The organism is Micromonospora echinofusca (assembly GCF_017614955.1).
GTDB lineage: Bacteria > Actinomycetota > Actinomycetes > Mycobacteriales > Micromonosporaceae > Micromonospora > Micromonospora echinofusca_A.
The window spans coordinates 1-15,358 of record NZ_WVUH01000166.1 but is presented as its reverse complement, the minus strand read 5'-3'; the positions used below and the strand labels follow the sequence as shown (position 1 = coordinate 15,358).

The following is a 15,358-nucleotide window of genomic DNA, read 5'->3' as shown; positions in this document are numbered from 1 at the left end:
CCCGCCACCGGCCCCCGCGGTGACGCCTCCGCCACCTCGTGTCAGTCACGTTACGTCGCAGGCCGGAAACTCTCTGCCGCAGAACTTCGCGGAATTCATTGACAAAGCCCTACGAAGCAGCATATAAATCTCAGAGCGGACTACTTGCGGAGTCAACTAACTTTCCGCTCAGTCATGGTGACCCGGAATCGACCGGACACCTGCAAACAGCGCCATCCCACCCCCGGATCGTTACGACGGTGTCACCGGGCGGTGACGCCACGGAACCGCTGGCGGAAGGATCCGTCGCCCGGTCGAGGGCCGGGTGGTCCGCCCCTACCAGTGAAGGGTCGATCTGTGATGCTCAATCGCCTCACCGAGCCGGTACTCAGTCTGTTCCGGGCGGTCGTCGGGTTGCTGTTCCTGCTGCACGGCACGACCTCGCTCTTCGGTGTCCTCGGCGGGGTCCGGGGCAGCGGGCAGGCCATCGAGTTCGGCGTCTGGCCGGGCTGGTGGGCCGCCCTGATCCAGTTCGTCGGGGGCCTGCTGGTCCTGGTCGGACTCGGTACCCGGACCGCGGCCGTCGTCTGCTCCGGCTCGATGGCGTACGCCTACTTCGTGGTGCACCAGCCGAGCGCGCTGCTGCCGATGGACAACGGCGGTGAACTCGCCACCCTGTTCTGCTGGTCGTTCCTGCTCATCGCCGTCCTCGGCCCGGGGCGCTGGGCGCTGGACACGGTGTGGCGGCTGCGTGGCCGGCCGACCCGCGAGCCGGAGCTGGTCACCGCGCCCTGACCCACCCGGGCGCGTCACCGGGTCGGTCCGGTCTCAGTCCGCCGACCCGGCCCGCTCCCGCAGGGTGGGCAGGTCGATCGGGTCGACCCGGGTGGCGGGCACCGTGCAGGCGTGCGCCCCGGCCACCGCGCCGTACCGCACACAGGTCTCCAGCGGCTCACCCGCGAGGTACCCGTACAGGAAGGCGGAGATGAAGGCGTCCCCGGCCCCGTTGGAGTCGACCACTCCGGCGGGGGGCGGAACGGCCTCGAACCGGCGAACCCGTTCGTCGCCGCGCACCAGGACGTACCCGCCGTCCGTCCCGGCGGTGGCGACCACCAGCCGGGCCCGACCCCGGTCGAGGATCCGGCGCAGCGTGGCCGGGCAGTCGGTCAACGCGGTGGCGGAGAGGAAGACCAGATCGGCCCGGTAGGCGAACGCCTCGTGGTACGGGTTCTCCCCGTCCCAGTTGTGCAGGTCGGTGGAGACGGTCACCGTGTCGGGCAGTTCGTCGAGGGCGTAGCCGCAGGGCTGGGTGATCGAGACGTGCACCAGCCGGGCCGCCGACACGTGTGTCGCCAGCAGGTCGGCGGGGAACCGCTCGTCGCCCGCACCCCGGCTGCCGTCGTACAGCGACAACCGCCGGCCGGTCGGGTCGACCAGGTTCACCGCCCGTTTCGTACCGGCGGCCGTGGGCACCGTGACCAGCGGGACGCCGTGCGCCTCGTGCAGCGCCCGGACCAGGTCACCCTCCCGGTCGGCACCGAGCACGTCGAGGTGGGTGACGGGCAGGCCGAGCGCCCGCAGGCCGAGCGCCACGTTGTCCCCGGTCTGCCCGGCACGGGTCTCGATGGCGGGCACCAGGTAACTGTCCCGCACCGGCAGGGGCAGCTCGGGGACGTGGACGATGGTGTCCACGCCGGCACCGCCGAGCACCAGTACCACGCTGTCGCCGTTCAACCGTTCCTCCTCCAACCCGGGTCGACCGGCCACCGGAGCCGACTGGTACCCGGGGTCGACTGATGACCGTACCGGCCGCCAGCAGGCGGTGTGAGCTGGGGCACCTCTGCCCGGATCGGGAATGCCGGGCCGCTGTCGGGATTTGCCAGCAGACATGACCGCCGTGATCCAACCGTCCGCCCCACCCACTCCCGGAGAGCTGATGAGCCGCCGGCAACGGCTCCGCCTCGTCCTCGTCCTCGGCTCGCTCATCGCGGTCGGGCCGTTGACCATCGACATGTACCTGCCGGCGCTGCCGTCGATCGTGACCGACCTGTCGACCACCCCGGCGGCGGTCCAGCTCACCCTGACCGGCACCCTCGCCGGGCTCGCCCTCGGTCAGTTGCTGATCGGTCCGGTGTCGGACGCGGTGGGCCGGCGGGTACCCCTGCTCGCCGGGGTCGGCCTGCACGTCGTCGCCTCGCTGCTCTGCGTCGTCGCGCCGGGTATCGGCACCCTCGGCGTGCTGCGGGTGCTCCAGGGGCTGGGCGTCGCCGCCGCCGCGGTGGTGGCGACCGCCGTGGTCCGGGACCTGTTCGCCGGGGCGGCCTTCGCCCGGCTCTTCTCCCGGCTGATGCTGGTGATGGGTGCCGCGCCGATCCTGGCCCCGACGCTGGGCAGCGCGGTGCTGGGCTGGACGAACTGGCGGGGCGTGTTCGTGACCCTGGCGGCCTTCGGTCTCCTGCTCATCGTGGTGGCGGCGGTCGGGCTGCCGGAGACGCTGCCGGCCGGACGCCGTCGGCACGACGGGATCGCCGGTACCGGCCGGGTCTACCGCACGCTGCTGCGGGACCGTCCGTTCGTGGGGCTGGTCCTGGTCACCGGGTTGGCCATGGCGGCGCTGTTCGCGTACGTGTCGGGCTCGTCCTTCGTCCTCCAGGACGGGTACGGGCTCGACGAGCAGGAGTTCGGGTTGGCGTTCGGGGCCGGCGCGCTCGGGCTGATCGCCGCCACCCAGCTCAACGTCCGGCTGCTGCGCCGGTACACCCCGCAACGCATCCTGGTCAGCTCACTGTCCGTCGGTACGGCCGCCGGTCTGCTGCTGATCGTCCTCGCCGTCACCGGGGTCGGGGGCCTGGCCGGGCTGCTGGCCGCCCTGTGGGTGGTGCTCGCCGCGTCCGGCCTGGCCCTGCCGAACGCCCCGGCGCTGGCCCTGTCCCGGCACGGTGAGGCGGCCGGCACCGCCGCCGCGCTGCTCGGCGCGGTCCAGTTCGGGGTCGGCGCGCTCGCCGCACCGCTGGTCGGGGTGCTCGGTACCGGTGCCGTGGCGATGGCCCTGGTGGTGGCCGGCGGGATGGTCTCGGCGCTGGTGGTCCTCGTCGTCGTGGTCCGCCCCGCGCGGCTGGCGGCCGTCGACCCGGCGGTGGCCGTCGTCGCCGCACACTGATCCGGTCGTCGTCGCGGGGCCGACCCGCAACGCCGGTCCGACCGACGTCGCGGCACCGGTGGCCCGGGTCCGTCCGGGTGGTGTACCGCACCGCACACCACCCGGACGGACGTGTACCGCCCGACCCACGACGGCCGGGCACGCTCAGCCGGCGCACCACTCCAGTACGGCCTGGGCGCTGAACAGCTTGTGTTCGGCCTGGTCGAAGGCGATGCTGCGGGGGCCGTCGAGCACGTCGGCGGTCACCTCCTCGCCCCGGTGCGCGGGCAGGTCGTGCATGAACACCGCACGCGGGCTGCTCGCCAGTACGTCGGCGTCGACCTGGAAGGGCGCGAAGATGCGTCGCCAGTCGGCGTCCGGTTTGCTGGTGCCGGTGGTCTGCCAGCGGGTGGTGTAGACGACGTCGACCTCCGGCAGGTCCGACATGTGGTGCGCCTCCACGACCGCCGACCCGGTCCGCTTCGCGTTCACCTCGGCGGTGGACAGGATGTCCCGGTCCACCCCGTACCCGGGCGGGGTACGCAGGTACAGCCGGGTGCCGGTGAACCGGCTGAGGGCGAGCGCGAGCGCGGCGGCGCTGTTGTTGCCCTCCCCCACGTAGAGCACCCGCAGCCCGTCGACCCGGCCGAACCGCTGGGTCATCGTGCTCAGGTCGGTCAGTGCCTGGGTGGGGTGTTCCTCCGCGCTCATCGCGTTGACCACGCCCATCCGGTCCTGCGCCGCCAGGGCCCGCAGTTCGACGACCGGGTCGGCGGTCCGGGCCACGAACAGGTCGACCATCCGGGACAGCACCCGGGCGGTGTCCTCGATCGTCTCGCCGGTGTTGAGTTGCAGGTCCCCCGGGCCGTAGCTGATCAGTTGCGAGCCGAGCCGCAGGGCCCCACTGGAGAACGCGGTCCGGGTCCGGGTCGAGGTACGACGGAAGTAGACCGCGGTGACCAGACCGCGCAGCTGGTCGGCGGGGCGGACCCGACCGGCGGCGAAGTCGGCGCTGCGGGCCACCAGGTGCCGCAGGTCGGCGTCGCTCAGGTCACGGATCGACAGCAGGTGACGGCGGGGACGACGGTCCATCGGGATCCTCCAGGATCGGTACGGTGTGGCGGCGGATGGCGCCGACCGGGCTCGGTCAACCGAGGGCGGCACGGATCGCGGCCCCCGCCCCGGCGGTGGTGAGGCTACCGCCGAGATCGGGGGTGCACCGTCCGGTCTCGACGGTGGACCGGACGGCGCCCCGGACCGCCTCGGCCGCGTCGGGATGCCCGAGGTGCTCGACGAGCAGGGCGGCGCTGAGCACCGCGCCGACCGGGTTGGCGATCCCCTGACCGGCGATGTCCGGGGCGCTGCCGTGCACCGGCTCGTACAGCCCGAACCCGGTGGCCGGGTTGAGGTTGCCGGAGGCCGCCGCGCCCAGCCCACCGGCCAGCGTCGCGGCCAGGTCGCTGAGGATGTCGCCGTAGGAGTTGTTGGTGACGATGACGTCGAACGTCTCCGGCTGCGCGACCAGGTTCATCGCCGCCACGTCGACGTACAGGTGCCGGGCCGGCACCTGCGGGTACCGGGCCAGCGCGTCCCGCCAGCACCGCTGCCACAACCGGCCCCCGGCGGGTACGGCGTTGGACTTGTCGACCATGCAGACCCCGCGCCGGGCGGCACCGAAGGCGTAGTCGATCACCCGGGACACCCCGAGCCAGGTGCTCACGTCGGCGTCGACGGCCACCTCGTCGCGGGTACCGGCCCGCAGGGTGCCACCGATCCCGCTGTACAGGCCCTCGGTGTTCTCCCGGACGATCACGCAGTCCAGGTCCCGGCGACGGCCGTCGCGCAGTGGGCTGAGCCGCTCGTGCAGCAGCCGGACCGGCCGGAGGTTGACGTACAGGTCCAGTTCGGCGCGCAGCCGCAGCAGTACGCCCCGGGCGTAGTCGGGCGAGGTCACCCGGGGGTCGCCGACCGCGCCGAGCAGGGTGGCCGCGCTGGCCCGGATCCGGCTGACGTCGTCGTCGGTCAGGGCCGTCCCGGTGGCCAGGAACCGGTCCGCGTGGACGTGGTCGAGCACGTCGACGGTGAGGCCGAGGCCGAGCGCGTCGAGCACGGCGACGGCCTCCCGGGTCACCTCGGGGCCGATGCCGTCGCCGGGAACGACGGTGATGGTGGGCACGGGTCTCCTCCGGCTCAGGGTCGGGTGACGGCGGGCGCGAACCGGGCGGTCAACCGCTCCGCCGCGGCGAGCAGGGTCTCCCGGGGACGGTTGAAGGCGACCCGGATGAACCGGTCCCCCCGGGCCCGGTCGGCGAAGAACGGGAAGCCGGGCACCAGCAGCACCCCGCACTCCACCAGGACCCGTTCCACGAAGGACGCGCTGTCCTCGGCGGTGACCGGACCGATGTCGGCGAAGAGGAAACAGCCGCCCTCGGCCGGGTGCACGGTCAGGCCGAGCCCGGTCAGCAGGTCCTGGGCCAGGTCCCGGCGGGCGGCCAGTTCGGGTACCGGCTGCCAGGCGGCGCCGTCGAGCAGACCGGCGCGGGCGGTGGCGACCTGGAGCGGGGCGGCGGTGCCGTTGGTGGTGACCTCGTGCACCCGGCGCAGCACCCGGGTGTACTCCGGGTTGGCGCGCAGGTATCCCATCCGCCAGCCGCTGACCGCGTGGCTCTTGGAGAGCGAGCCGATCACGATGCTGCGCCCGGCGAGTCCGGGCACGTCGGCGACGGAGAGGTGCCGCCGGCCGTCGAAGACCAGGTTGGCGTACACCTCGTCGGAGATGACCGTGACGTCCCAGCGCTCGCAGAGTTCGGCGATGCCGGCGAGTTCGTCCGCGTCGAGGACCCGCCCGGTCGGGTTGCTGGGCGAGTTGAGGACGACCGCCCGGGTCCGGGGGCCGAACGCGGCGGCCAGTTCCGCCGGGTCGTACCGCCAGTCGGGGCCGCGCAGCGGCACGAACCGGGGCACCCCGCCGGCCACCGCCACGGCGTTGCGGAAGTTCTCGTAGAACGGTTCGAGGAGCACCACCTCGTCACCGGGGTCGACGGCGGCGAGTACCGCGACCCCGAGCGCCTCGGTGCCCCCGGCGGTCACGGTGACCTCGGTGTCCGGGTCGGCCGGGGAGGCGAACGAGGCGGCGATCCGGGCGCGCAGGGTCGGGTCGCCGCTCGGGTCGGCGTACTGGTTGTGCCCGCCCCGCAGCGCGGCCACCGCCTCGTCGATCATGGCCGGCGGGGTGTGCGGGAACCCCGGGGTGCCGACCGCCAGGTCGATGGCCTGCCGCTGCCGGGCCAGCACCAGCAACTGGACCAGGGCACTGCCGGCGAGGTCCCGGGTACGGGCGGCACCGAACCGGCCGGCGGTCCGCGCGCTCACCGCTGCTCCCCCACGGTCACGGCGGTGCCGAACCGGCCCCGGTGCAGGGTCGGCAGCCAGGGCCGGCGGGCCCGCTCGTAGGCGCTGATCGCCGCGTCCCGACCCAGGGTCAGGCCGATGTCGTCGAGCCCGTTGAGCAGCAGCCACCGGGCCCGCTCGTCCACCTCGAACGACCAGCGCGACCCGGCGGCGCGGACCTCGGTGCGCACCACGTCGACGGTGACCGGGAAGGCCGGATCGGCGTCGACGCGGTCGGCCAGCTCGGCCACCGCCGGCTCCGGCAGGACCACCGCGAGCAGCCCGTTCTTCCAGGCGTTGCGCAGGAAGATGTCGCCGAAGCTGGTGGCGACGACCGCCCGGAAACCCCAGTCGCGCAGCGCCCACACGGCATGTTCGCGGGAACTGCCGGTACCGAAGTTGTGCCCGGCGACCAGGACCGAGGCGCCGGCCCGGTCGGGTTGGTTGAGCACGAACGCCGGGTCGGTGAACCAGTTGGCGAAGAGGGTGTCGGCGTACCCGCTCTTGGTCAGCCGCTTGCAGAACTCCGCCGGGATGATCTGGTCGGTGTCGACGTCGTCCCGGCGCAGCGCGACCCCCCGACCGGTGTGTTCGCTCACTGCTCGCATCGGTTGCTCCTAAAGCTCGCTGGGGGCGGCCAGCCGGCCGGCGACGGCGGTGGCCGCGGCGACGGCGGGTGACACCAGGTGGGTACGGGCCCGGTCCCCCTGGCGGCCCTCGTAGTTGCGGTTGGAGGTGGAGGCGATCCGCTGGCTGCCCTGCGCCCGGTCGGCGTTCATGCCCATGCACATGGAGCAGCCGGAGAGCCGCCACTCGGCGCCGGCGGACTGGAAGACCTCGTGCAGCCCCTCCGCCTCGGCCCGGCGGCGGACGTCCATCGACCCGGGCACCACCAGCATCCGCACCCGGGAGTCGACCCGGCGGTCCCGGAGCACCTCGGCGGCGGCCCGCAGGTCGTCGAGACGACCGTTGGTGCAGGAGCCGAGGAAGACCGTGTCGATGCCGATGTCCCGCATCGGGGTGTGCGGGACGAGTCCCATGTAGTCCAGGGCGCGTTCGGCGGCGGAGCGCTGCCCCGGGTCGGTGAAGGACGCCGGGTCGGGTACGGCGGCACCGAGCGGCACCGACTGGCCCGGGTTGGTACCCCAGCTCACGAACGGGGTGAGCGCGGTGACGTCGATGTCGACGGTCCGGTCGAAGACCGCGTCGGGGTCGCTGCGCAGGGTCCGCCACCAGGCGACGGCGTCGTCCCAGGCGGCGCCGGTGGGGCGGGCCGGCCGGTCGGCCAGGTACGCGAAGGTGGTCTCGTCCGGGGCGATCACCCCGACCCGGGCACCGGCCTCCACGCTCATGTTGCACATGGTCATCCGACCGGCCATGGTCAGCGCGGTCACCGCCTCGCCCCGGTACTCCAGGGCGTGGCCGTGGGCGCCGTTCGCGCCGATCCGGGCGATCACGGCGAGGATCAGGTCCTTGGCGGTGACGTCGGCCGACGGCCGGCCGACGAAGTCCACCGCCATCGTCCTCGGCCGGCGCATCGGCAGGGTCTGGGTGGCCAGCACGTGTTCCACGTCGCTGGTGCCGACCCCGAAGGCCAGCGCGCCGAACGCGCCGTGGGTGGAGGTGTGGCTGTCCCCGCAGATCACCGTCATGCCCGGCTGCACCAGACCCAGTTCCGGGGCGACCACGTGCACCACCCCCTGGTGGGCGGTGCCGTGCCGGAGGTGTTCGATGCCGTGCTCGGCGCAGTTCGCGGCGAGCTGCTCGACCTGGGCACGCCCCATCGGGTCGGAGATCAGCAGGCTGTCGGTGGGGACGTTGTGGTCCTCGACGGCGAGGGTCAGGTCGGGACGGCGGACCCGCCGGCCGGTCTGCCGCAGCCCGTCGAAGGCCTGCGGGGAACTCGCCTCGTGCACCAGGTGCAGGTCGACGTAGAGCAGGTCCGGCTCGCCGTCCGCCCGGTGCACCAGGTGGTCGTCCCAGACCTTCTCGACCAGGGTACGGCCGCTCATCGGGCCACCGCCGGACCGGACGTCGGGCCGGTCGGGTGCCCGGCGACCTTGGCCAGCACCAGCTGCCGCAGGTCGTCGGTGGAGACGCACTCCCCGTTGGTCCGGTTGGCCACGTAGTCCTCGTAGAGGTGCTCCACCAGCGCCTCGTCGACCGGTACGCCGGCCTGCTCGATGACGTGCCGGACCACGTTACGGCCGGAGTGCCGCCCGACCAGCAGCAGCCGTTCCCGACCGAAGCGGTGCGGTTCGACGTACTCGTAGGTGATCGGGGCCCGCAGCATGCCGGCCTGGTGGATGCCGGCCTGGGTGGCGAACGCGTTGTCCCCGAAGATCGCCTTGTTCCGGGGCGGGGTGAGCCCGATGAACCCGCAGAGCAGCTGGTACGCCGGGTAGAGCCGGTCGGTGTGGACGGTGCTGGTGACGCCGAGCTGTTCGCCCTTGTACGCCAGCACCACGGCCAGCTCCTCCAGCGGGGTGTTGCCGGACCGTTCCCCGATGCCGGCCAGGGTCACCTGCACCTCGTCGGCCCCGGCGGCGATCCCGGCCAGCGCGTTGGCCAGGGAGAGGCCCATGTCGTGGTGGCAGTGGCAGGAGAGCACCACGTCGTCGGGGATCCAGGAGCGGACCCGGGCGATCAGGTCGGCGTACTCGGCGGGGATCAGGCAACCGGTGGTGTCGGCGACGACCACCGTGTCGGCGCCCTCGGCGACCCCCGCCTCGATCAGCGGGCGCAGGTACGCCTCGCCGCCCCGGCTGGCGTCCTCGATGGCCAGGCTGACCGTGGCGAAGCCGAGGCTGCGGGCGAACCGGAAGCTGTCCACGATCTCCTGGATGCCCTGGGCGCGGGTCAGTCCGCGCTTGTGCTCCAGGTGGATGTCGCTGCCGGTGGCCATCAGCTGCAACTGGTGGTTCGGGCCCACCCCGCCGGCCTCGGCGGCGAGGCTGATGTCGGCCGGGTCGGCCCGGTTCAGGGTGGCGAACCGGGCGGTGGTCAGCGACTCGGCGATCAGCCGGGTGGCCTTGAAGTCACTCGGCGACGAACTGGGGAAGCCGGTCTCGATCACGTCGACCCCGACCGCCTCCAGGGCGAGGGCGATCTCCAGCTTCTGCTCGGGGGTCATCGCGTTGCCGGGCGCCTGCTCCCCGTCCCGGAGCGTGGAGTCGAAGACGGAGACACGTCGTGGTTGTGGACCCTGCTCAACTGTCATTGCCACTCACCTCACGAAGGTTGGTCACGGTGGTGTCAGCCGGCCTGAACGGCCTGGTGCAGCAGATCGAGTCCCCGCTCCAGTCGGGCGAGGTCGATGGTGAGCGGGGGCAGCACCTTGACCACCTCGTCGGACCGGCCGCAGAGTTCCACGATCAGGCCGGTGTCGAAGCAGCGGCGCTGGATCCGGTCGGCCCGGTCGGCGCCGCCGGCCGCGCCGAAGTCGAGACCGAGGACCATGCCCAGCCCCCGGACGGTCAGGTCCGGTTCGATCCGGCGCAGCTCGGCGCCGAAGCGCTCCAGCCGCCGGGCGGCGACCGTCGCGGTGGTCCGGAACGCCTCCTGGCCCCACAGTTCGCAGGCGGCGGCACCGGCGACGAAGGCGAGCTGGTTGCCCCGGAAGGTGCCGGTGTGCTCCCCCGGTGACCAGACGTCGAGTTCCGGGCGGAACAGCACCATCGACAGCGGCAGCCCGTACCCGCCGATCGACTTGGACAGGGTGATGACGTCCGGCACCACCCCGGCGTGCTCGAAGCAGAAGAACGTGCCGGTCCGGCCGCACCCAGACTGGATCTCGTCGAAGATCAGCAGGACGCCGTGCCGGGTGGTCAGCTCGCGCAGCCGGCGCAGCCAGTCGGCCGAGGCCGGGTACACCCCGCCCTCCATCTGCAACGGCTCGACGATCACCGCGGCCGGCAGGTCCATCCCCGACGACGGGTCGACCAGCATCCGCTCCAGGTAGCCGATCGAGTCGAACGGTCCGGCCGGACCGTCCTCGTACGGCACGAACGTCACGTCGGCCGTGCCGACCTGCCCGGCGGCGCGGGCCCGGCGGCTGCCGGTGACCGCCAGCGATCCCCGGGACATGCCGTGGTACGCCCCGGTGAAGGAGACGATGCCGCGCCGCCCGGTGGCCTTGCGGGCCACCTTCAGGGCCGCCTCCACCGCGTCGGTACCGGTCGGCCCGCAGAACTGCACCTTGTGGTCCAGCCCCCGCGGGGCCAGCACGTGTTCCCGGAGCCGGTGCAGGAAGGTCCGCTTCGCGACGGTGTACATGTCCAGGCCGTGCATCACGCCGTCGTCGGCGAGGTACTCGGTGAGCCGGCGCTTCAGGTACGGGTGGTTGTGCCCGTAGTTCAGGGTGCCGGCACCGCAGAAGAAGTCGGTGAACATCCGGCCGTCCTCGGCGTACAGCTCGGCCCCCCGGGCCCGGCCGAACACCACCGGGAACTTGCGGCAGTAGTAGCGGACCTCCGACTCCATCGCCTCGAACAGGGAGAAGTCGTAGGCCGCCTGGTGCGGCGGTACCGTCTCGTCCACCAGCATGCTCATCGGTGCGCGGTCCCCTCGGTCGTCGTGTCCTCGTGGTCGGTCGTCTCGTGGTCGGTCGCGTCCTGTTCGGTCGCGTCCTGTTCGGTCGCGTCGTCATGCGGTGTGCCGGGGCCGGTCAGCAGGCCGTCCAGCACACCGGTCAGCCGGGCGATGTGCGGGGCCCGCATGACGGAGAAGTGGTCCCCGGGGATGCGGTGCACGGTCACCGCCCCGCCGGTCAGCTCCCGCCACCGGCCCAGGTACTCGTCGAAGCTCTGCCCCTCGGCCACCTCGTGCTCGCCCCGGGCCAGCTCGTCGCTGACCACCAGGTGCAGGCCCCCCGGTACCGGCCGGTGCCGGTAGGCGAGGTCGAGTTCCATGACCTCCCGCCAGATCCGGACCGCCCCCGGCCAGACCTCACCGGCGCCCCGCTCCGGCAGGGTGATCCCGGTCTCCGGGTCGACGTCGTCGACCAGGTGTTCCAGCAGCCGCAGCGCCTCCGCCCGGGCTGCCGGCAGGTCCGCGCCGGCCGGTTCGGTGGCCAGCACGTCGAGCAGTTCACCGCAGCGGCGGATCAGCGTCAGCTCGTTCCAGGCGTCCGGCCGGTCGTGCAGGTCGACGGCCGGGTCGAGCAGGACGAAGAGCACCTCCTCACCGGCCGCGCGCAGCCGGTGCGCCATCTCCGCCGCGATGCCGCTGCCCCCGCACCAGCTGAACAGCCGGTACGGCCCGTGCGGGCGCGCCTGCCGCAGCTCGGTCAGGTACCGCTCGGCCATCTGCTCGGCGGTCGGTGACCCGGTGTCGTCCGGGTGCGGTCCGGGCCACTCGAAGGCGGCCACCGGCTGGTCGGCGGGCAGGTACTCGGCCAGCCGCACGTACCAGTGGGCGCTGCCGCCGCCGGGGTGCACGCAGAACAGCGGTACCCGTTCGCCGGACCGGCGGATCCACATCATCGACCGGCCCGGCGCCGGCCCGTCCCCGTCCGGGGCGAGCGCCGCCGCGAGGGCGGCGACCGTGCGGTGCTCCACGAACGACCGGAAGGTGAGGGTGAGCTGGTGGCGCTCCCGCAGGGCGGCGATCACCCGCATCATGGCCAGCGAGTGTCCGCCGAGGTCGAAGAAGTCGTCGTACGCGCCGACCTGGCGGACGCCGAGCGCCTCCCGCCACGCCTCGGCCACCGCCAGCTCGGTCGGGGTACGCGGCGGCACGTACTCCCGGTCGGACTCGGGGCGGCTGCCGTCCGGGGCCGGCAGGGCGGCCCGGTCGATCTTGCCGGACGGGTTGAGCGGGAACTCCTCCACCGACACGAAGTGCGCCGGCACCATGTAGTCCGGTAGCTGCTGGCGCAGATGGGCGCGGAGTTCGGCGGTCGGTACCGGCTGCCCGCCGACACCGGTGCGCAGGTAGGCGACCAGGACCGCGTCCCCGGAGGCACCGCGTTGGGCGGTCACCAGCACCCCGTTGACGCCGGGGTGGCCGGCCAGGGCGTGTTCGATCTCGCCCGGCTCGATCCGGTAGCCCCGGACCTTCACCTGGTGGTCCTGGCGGGCCAGGTACTGCACCGAACCGTCGGCGTTGCGGTGCACCACGTCGCCGGTGCGGTAGAGCCGGCCGCCGGGTGCGCCGTACGGGTCGGGCAGGAACCGCTCGGCGGTCAGGCCGGGCCGGTTCAGGTAGCCCCGGGTGATACCGGTACCGCCGAGGTACAGCTCCCCCTTGGCGCCGACCGGCACCGGCCGCAGGTCGGCGTCGAGGACGTACGCCTGGTAGTTCGCGATCGGGTGACCGATCGGCGGCGAGCCGGGCGGGGCGTCCGCCGGTACCGGGGTGAGCAGCGCGGCAATCGACGTCTCGGTCGGGCCGTACCCGTTGAGGAAGGTGGTGTGGTCGACCCACTTCGCCGGCAGGTCGGCCGGGCACGCCTCACCGCCGGACATCAGCATCCGCAGCCGGGGGAAGTCGGCCGGGGTGAGCCGTTCCAGCATGGACGGCGGCAGGGTCATGTGGGTGACCAGCGGGGCCTGCCGGCTCAGGTCGGTGGCGTCGGCACCGGCCGGCGGGAGCACCAGCACGGCGTCGTTGGTCAACGCCATCACCATCTCCCAGATCGACGCGTCGAAGCTGGGCGAGAAGAACTGGAGGATGTGGTCGCCCGGCCGGACGTCCAGGTGTTCCCGCTGGGCGTGGCGCAGGTTGACCACGCCCCGGTGGGTGGCGGCGACGCCCTTGGGGCGGCCGGTCGAGCCGGAGGTGTAGATGACGTAGGCCAGGTTGTCCGGGTCGACCGGTACCCGGGGGTCGGGCGTACCCGCCGGGACCTCGGTGACCGGCTCGACCAGCTCGACGGTCACGTCCAGCCCGGCGGGCAGACCGGCCTGGAACTGCCCGGCGGTGAGCAGCACCGACACCCCGGCGTCGGCGAGCATGTGCCGGACCCGGTCGGTCGGGTACTCCGGGTCGATCGGCAGGAACGCGCCGCCGGCCCGCAGCACCCCCCAGATCGCGGCGACCAGTTCCGGGGTACGGCCCAGGTAGAGGCCGACCACCCGCTCCGGACCGGTCCCGAGGGCGGTCAGCCGCTGGGCGATCCGGTTGGCGTGCTCGTCGAGCGCGGCGTAGCTGACGGTGTCGTCGCCCCGGCGCAGCGCGGTGGCCTGCGGGGTCCGGGCCACCTGCTGCGCGAACAGGTCGTGCAGCCGCTCACCGGCCGGGAACTCCCGCGCAGTGTCGTTCCACCGGTGCAGCACCTCGTCCCGGTCGGCCGGCGGCAGGGTGAGCCAGCGGGCGTCGCCGTCCGGGTCGGCGGCCATCGCGGCCAGCACGTGCCGGTGGGTACGGGCCACCAGTTCCAGCCGGGACCGGCTGATCCGGCCCGGCCGGGCGCCGAGGCGTACCTCGCCGGGGAAGGTCCACACCTCCAGGGCCAGGTCGCTGGGGCTGTAGTCGACCACCATGTCGACCGCGAGGTCGTCCGGGTCGAGCATGTGGAAGTCCAGGTAGGCGAAGGCGACCTCGACGAAGGGCACCGACGGCTGGCCGAACTCGCGGTGCATCAGCGGCATCGGGTACCGGCGGTGCGGCCAGAGTTCCACCTCGCCGGCGAAGGTCGACCGGACCAGTTCCCGCCAGGTGGCGGCGGTCAGGTCCGGGGTGAACGGCACCGAGTTCAGGTGCATGCCGAACACCTCGTCGGCCCGTTCCCGCTCCGGGCGACCGTTGCAGACCAGACCACTGTAGAAGCGCTGCTGCCCGGTGACGATGCTCATCGCCTTGAGGTGGGCGGTGAGCAGCACGCTCTTGAGCGAGGTACCGGCCGCCGAGGCGAGCCGACGCAACTGCGGCTCGATGTCGGTGTACGGCACGTGGATGATCGAGGCGTACTCGTCGGGGTCGTCGGTGGCCCAGGACTCGGGGATCTCCAGCCGGTCCCGGTCCCGGATCCGTTCCCACCAGAACCGGCGGTCGTCACCGGCCTCGATGGCCCGGCGCTCCAGCGCGATGAAGTCGGCGAAGCGTACCTCGGGCAGCGGCGGCAGCTCCGGTTCCTTGCCGATGCGCAGCTTCTCGTAGCAGTCGAGCAGCTCGGCGACGGTGAAGGTGTGGCTCCAGCCGTCCAGGATGGCGTGGCACTCGATGTGGGTCAGCCACCATTCCTCGTCGCTGATCACGTGCACCTGGTACCGCAGCAGCGGGGCCCGGGTCAGGTCGAACGGCGCCCGGCGGGCCTGCGCGTTGCACGCGTCCACGACGGCCCGCTGCTCGGCGTGGTCCCGGCCGCGCAGGTCGTCGCAGTCGATGGGGAGTTCCGCCTCGGCGTGCACCAGTTGCAGCGGCTCGCTGAACCGGCTCAGCTCGAACGCGGTCCGCAGGATCTCGTGCCGCGCGACGACCAGGGCGCCGGCCCGGCGGAGCACGTCCAGGGAGAACGGCTCGCGGTGCCGTACCCGGTAGGTGCTGACGTTCTGGTAGAGCGGCGCCTCCGGGTTCGCGAGCTGCTCGTAGACCATGCCGGCCTGGCCCTGCGACAGCGGGTACGCGTCGACGACGCCTTCGGGGAGTCGGGCCCGGTCCTCGGCGGTGATCAGCGCGAACCGGTCGACCGGCTCGGCGCTCTCCCCGGTCGCGGTACCCGCGTCGGCGAGTCGGGCGAGGCCCGCGACGGTCTGTTGCGCGAAGAGGTCCGCGACGGTGAGGTCGATCCCCTGGCTGCGCAGGTTTCCGACGACCCGGATGGCGCGGATGCTGTCGCCGCCGATGTCGAAGAACCGGTCGTGGATGCCGACGGGTCCGGTGTGGTTGGTGAGGGCCTGGGTGTAGGCG

At 72.9% G+C, this 15,358-nt stretch carries 11 protein-coding genes; 2 read left to right on the top strand and 9 right to left on the bottom strand.

All coding sequences use genetic code 11. The annotated features are described in order from the left end of the window. Positions 1–339 precede the first annotated feature (339 nt). Entirely contained in the window at positions 340–774 is a 435-nt protein-coding gene (locus GSF22_RS18990) for a DoxX family protein (RefSeq protein ID WP_208814971.1), read from the top strand. A 33-nt stretch (positions 775–807) separates the two neighbouring features. Here the strand turns inward: GSF22_RS18990 and GSF22_RS18985 are convergent, their stop codons facing one another. After that, positions 808–1,713: a PfkB family carbohydrate kinase gene (locus GSF22_RS18985; protein WP_208814969.1), complete on the bottom strand. Its 906-nt coding sequence runs from the start codon at positions 1,711–1,713 to the stop codon at positions 808–810. 202 nt (positions 1,714–1,915) lie between these two features. On the opposite strand from GSF22_RS18985, the gene GSF22_RS18980 reads away from it, so the two are divergent. Beyond that, entirely contained in the window at positions 1,916–3,139 is a 1,224-nt protein-coding gene (locus GSF22_RS18980; RefSeq protein ID WP_208814970.1) for a multidrug effflux MFS transporter, read from the top strand. 144 nt (positions 3,140–3,283) lie between these two features. Here the strand turns inward: GSF22_RS18980 and GSF22_RS18975 are convergent, their stop codons facing one another. The 8 genes from GSF22_RS18975 to GSF22_RS18940 all read right to left on the bottom strand — a co-directional run. Further along, complete coding sequence (locus tag GSF22_RS18975; protein WP_208814968.1) at positions 3,284–4,210, bottom strand: ornithine carbamoyltransferase; 927 nt, start codon at positions 4,208–4,210, stop codon at positions 3,284–3,286. Between the two features lie 55 nt (positions 4,211–4,265). Further along, on the bottom strand, positions 4,266–5,294 hold the full coding sequence (locus GSF22_RS18970; protein ID WP_208814967.1) for an isocitrate/isopropylmalate dehydrogenase family protein: 1,029 nt from the start codon (positions 5,292–5,294) through the stop codon (positions 4,266–4,268). A 14-nt stretch (positions 5,295–5,308) separates the two neighbouring features. Next, positions 5,309–6,490, bottom strand: a complete 1,182-nt coding sequence (locus GSF22_RS18965) for a pyridoxal phosphate-dependent aminotransferase (protein WP_208814966.1) — start codon at positions 6,488–6,490, stop codon at positions 5,309–5,311. Further along, positions 6,487–7,116 carry a 3-isopropylmalate dehydratase small subunit gene (gene leuD / locus GSF22_RS18960; RefSeq protein WP_208814965.1) on the bottom strand — a complete coding sequence of 210 codons (630 nt, stop codon included), beginning with the start codon at positions 7,114–7,116 and terminating at the stop codon, positions 6,487–6,489. Before leuD ends, GSF22_RS18965 begins: the two co-directional genes overlap by 4 nt. Positions 7,117–7,125: 9 nt before the next feature. Beyond that, complete coding sequence (leuC, locus tag GSF22_RS18955) at positions 7,126–8,520, bottom strand: 3-isopropylmalate dehydratase large subunit (RefSeq protein ID WP_208814964.1); 1,395 nt, start codon at positions 8,518–8,520, stop codon at positions 7,126–7,128. After that, positions 8,517–9,728, bottom strand: coding sequence for a LeuA family protein (locus GSF22_RS18950; RefSeq protein WP_208814963.1), 1,212 nt, complete (start codon positions 9,726–9,728; stop codon positions 8,517–8,519). The genes leuC and GSF22_RS18950 overlap by 4 nt, the downstream gene beginning before the upstream one ends. A 35-nt stretch (positions 9,729–9,763) precedes the next feature. Further along, entirely contained in the window at positions 9,764–11,059 is a 1,296-nt protein-coding gene (gene ectB / locus GSF22_RS18945; RefSeq protein WP_208814962.1) for a diaminobutyrate--2-oxoglutarate transaminase, read from the bottom strand. After that, positions 11,056–15,358: non-ribosomal peptide synthetase (locus GSF22_RS18940; protein WP_208814961.1), on the bottom strand; the 4,303-nt coding region annotated here is incomplete at its 5' end. The genes ectB and GSF22_RS18940, both read right to left, overlap by 4 nt.

What these genes read in the sequence shown, in the direction of transcription:
- leuC (WP_208814964.1), bottom strand. Translation starts at nt 8,520, where the DNA reads ATGAGCGGCCGTACCCTGGTCGAGAAGGTCTGGGACGACCACCTGGTG.
- leuD (WP_208814965.1), bottom strand. Translation starts at nt 7,116, where the DNA reads ATGCGAGCAGTGAGCGAACACACCGGTCGGGGGGTCGCGCTGCGCCGG.
- ectB (WP_208814962.1), bottom strand. Translation starts at nt 11,059, where the DNA reads ATGAGCATGCTGGTGGACGAGACGGTACCGCCGCACCAGGCGGCCTAC.
- GSF22_RS18990 (WP_208814971.1), top strand. Translation starts at nt 340, where the DNA reads ATGCTCAATCGCCTCACCGAGCCGGTACTCAGTCTGTTCCGGGCGGTC.
- GSF22_RS18980 (WP_208814970.1), top strand. Translation starts at nt 1,916, where the DNA reads ATGAGCCGCCGGCAACGGCTCCGCCTCGTCCTCGTCCTCGGCTCGCTC.
- GSF22_RS18975 (WP_208814968.1), bottom strand. Translation starts at nt 4,210, where the DNA reads ATGGACCGTCGTCCCCGCCGTCACCTGCTGTCGATCCGTGACCTGAGC.
- GSF22_RS18950 (WP_208814963.1), bottom strand. Translation starts at nt 9,728, where the DNA reads ATGACAGTTGAGCAGGGTCCACAACCACGACGTGTCTCCGTCTTCGAC.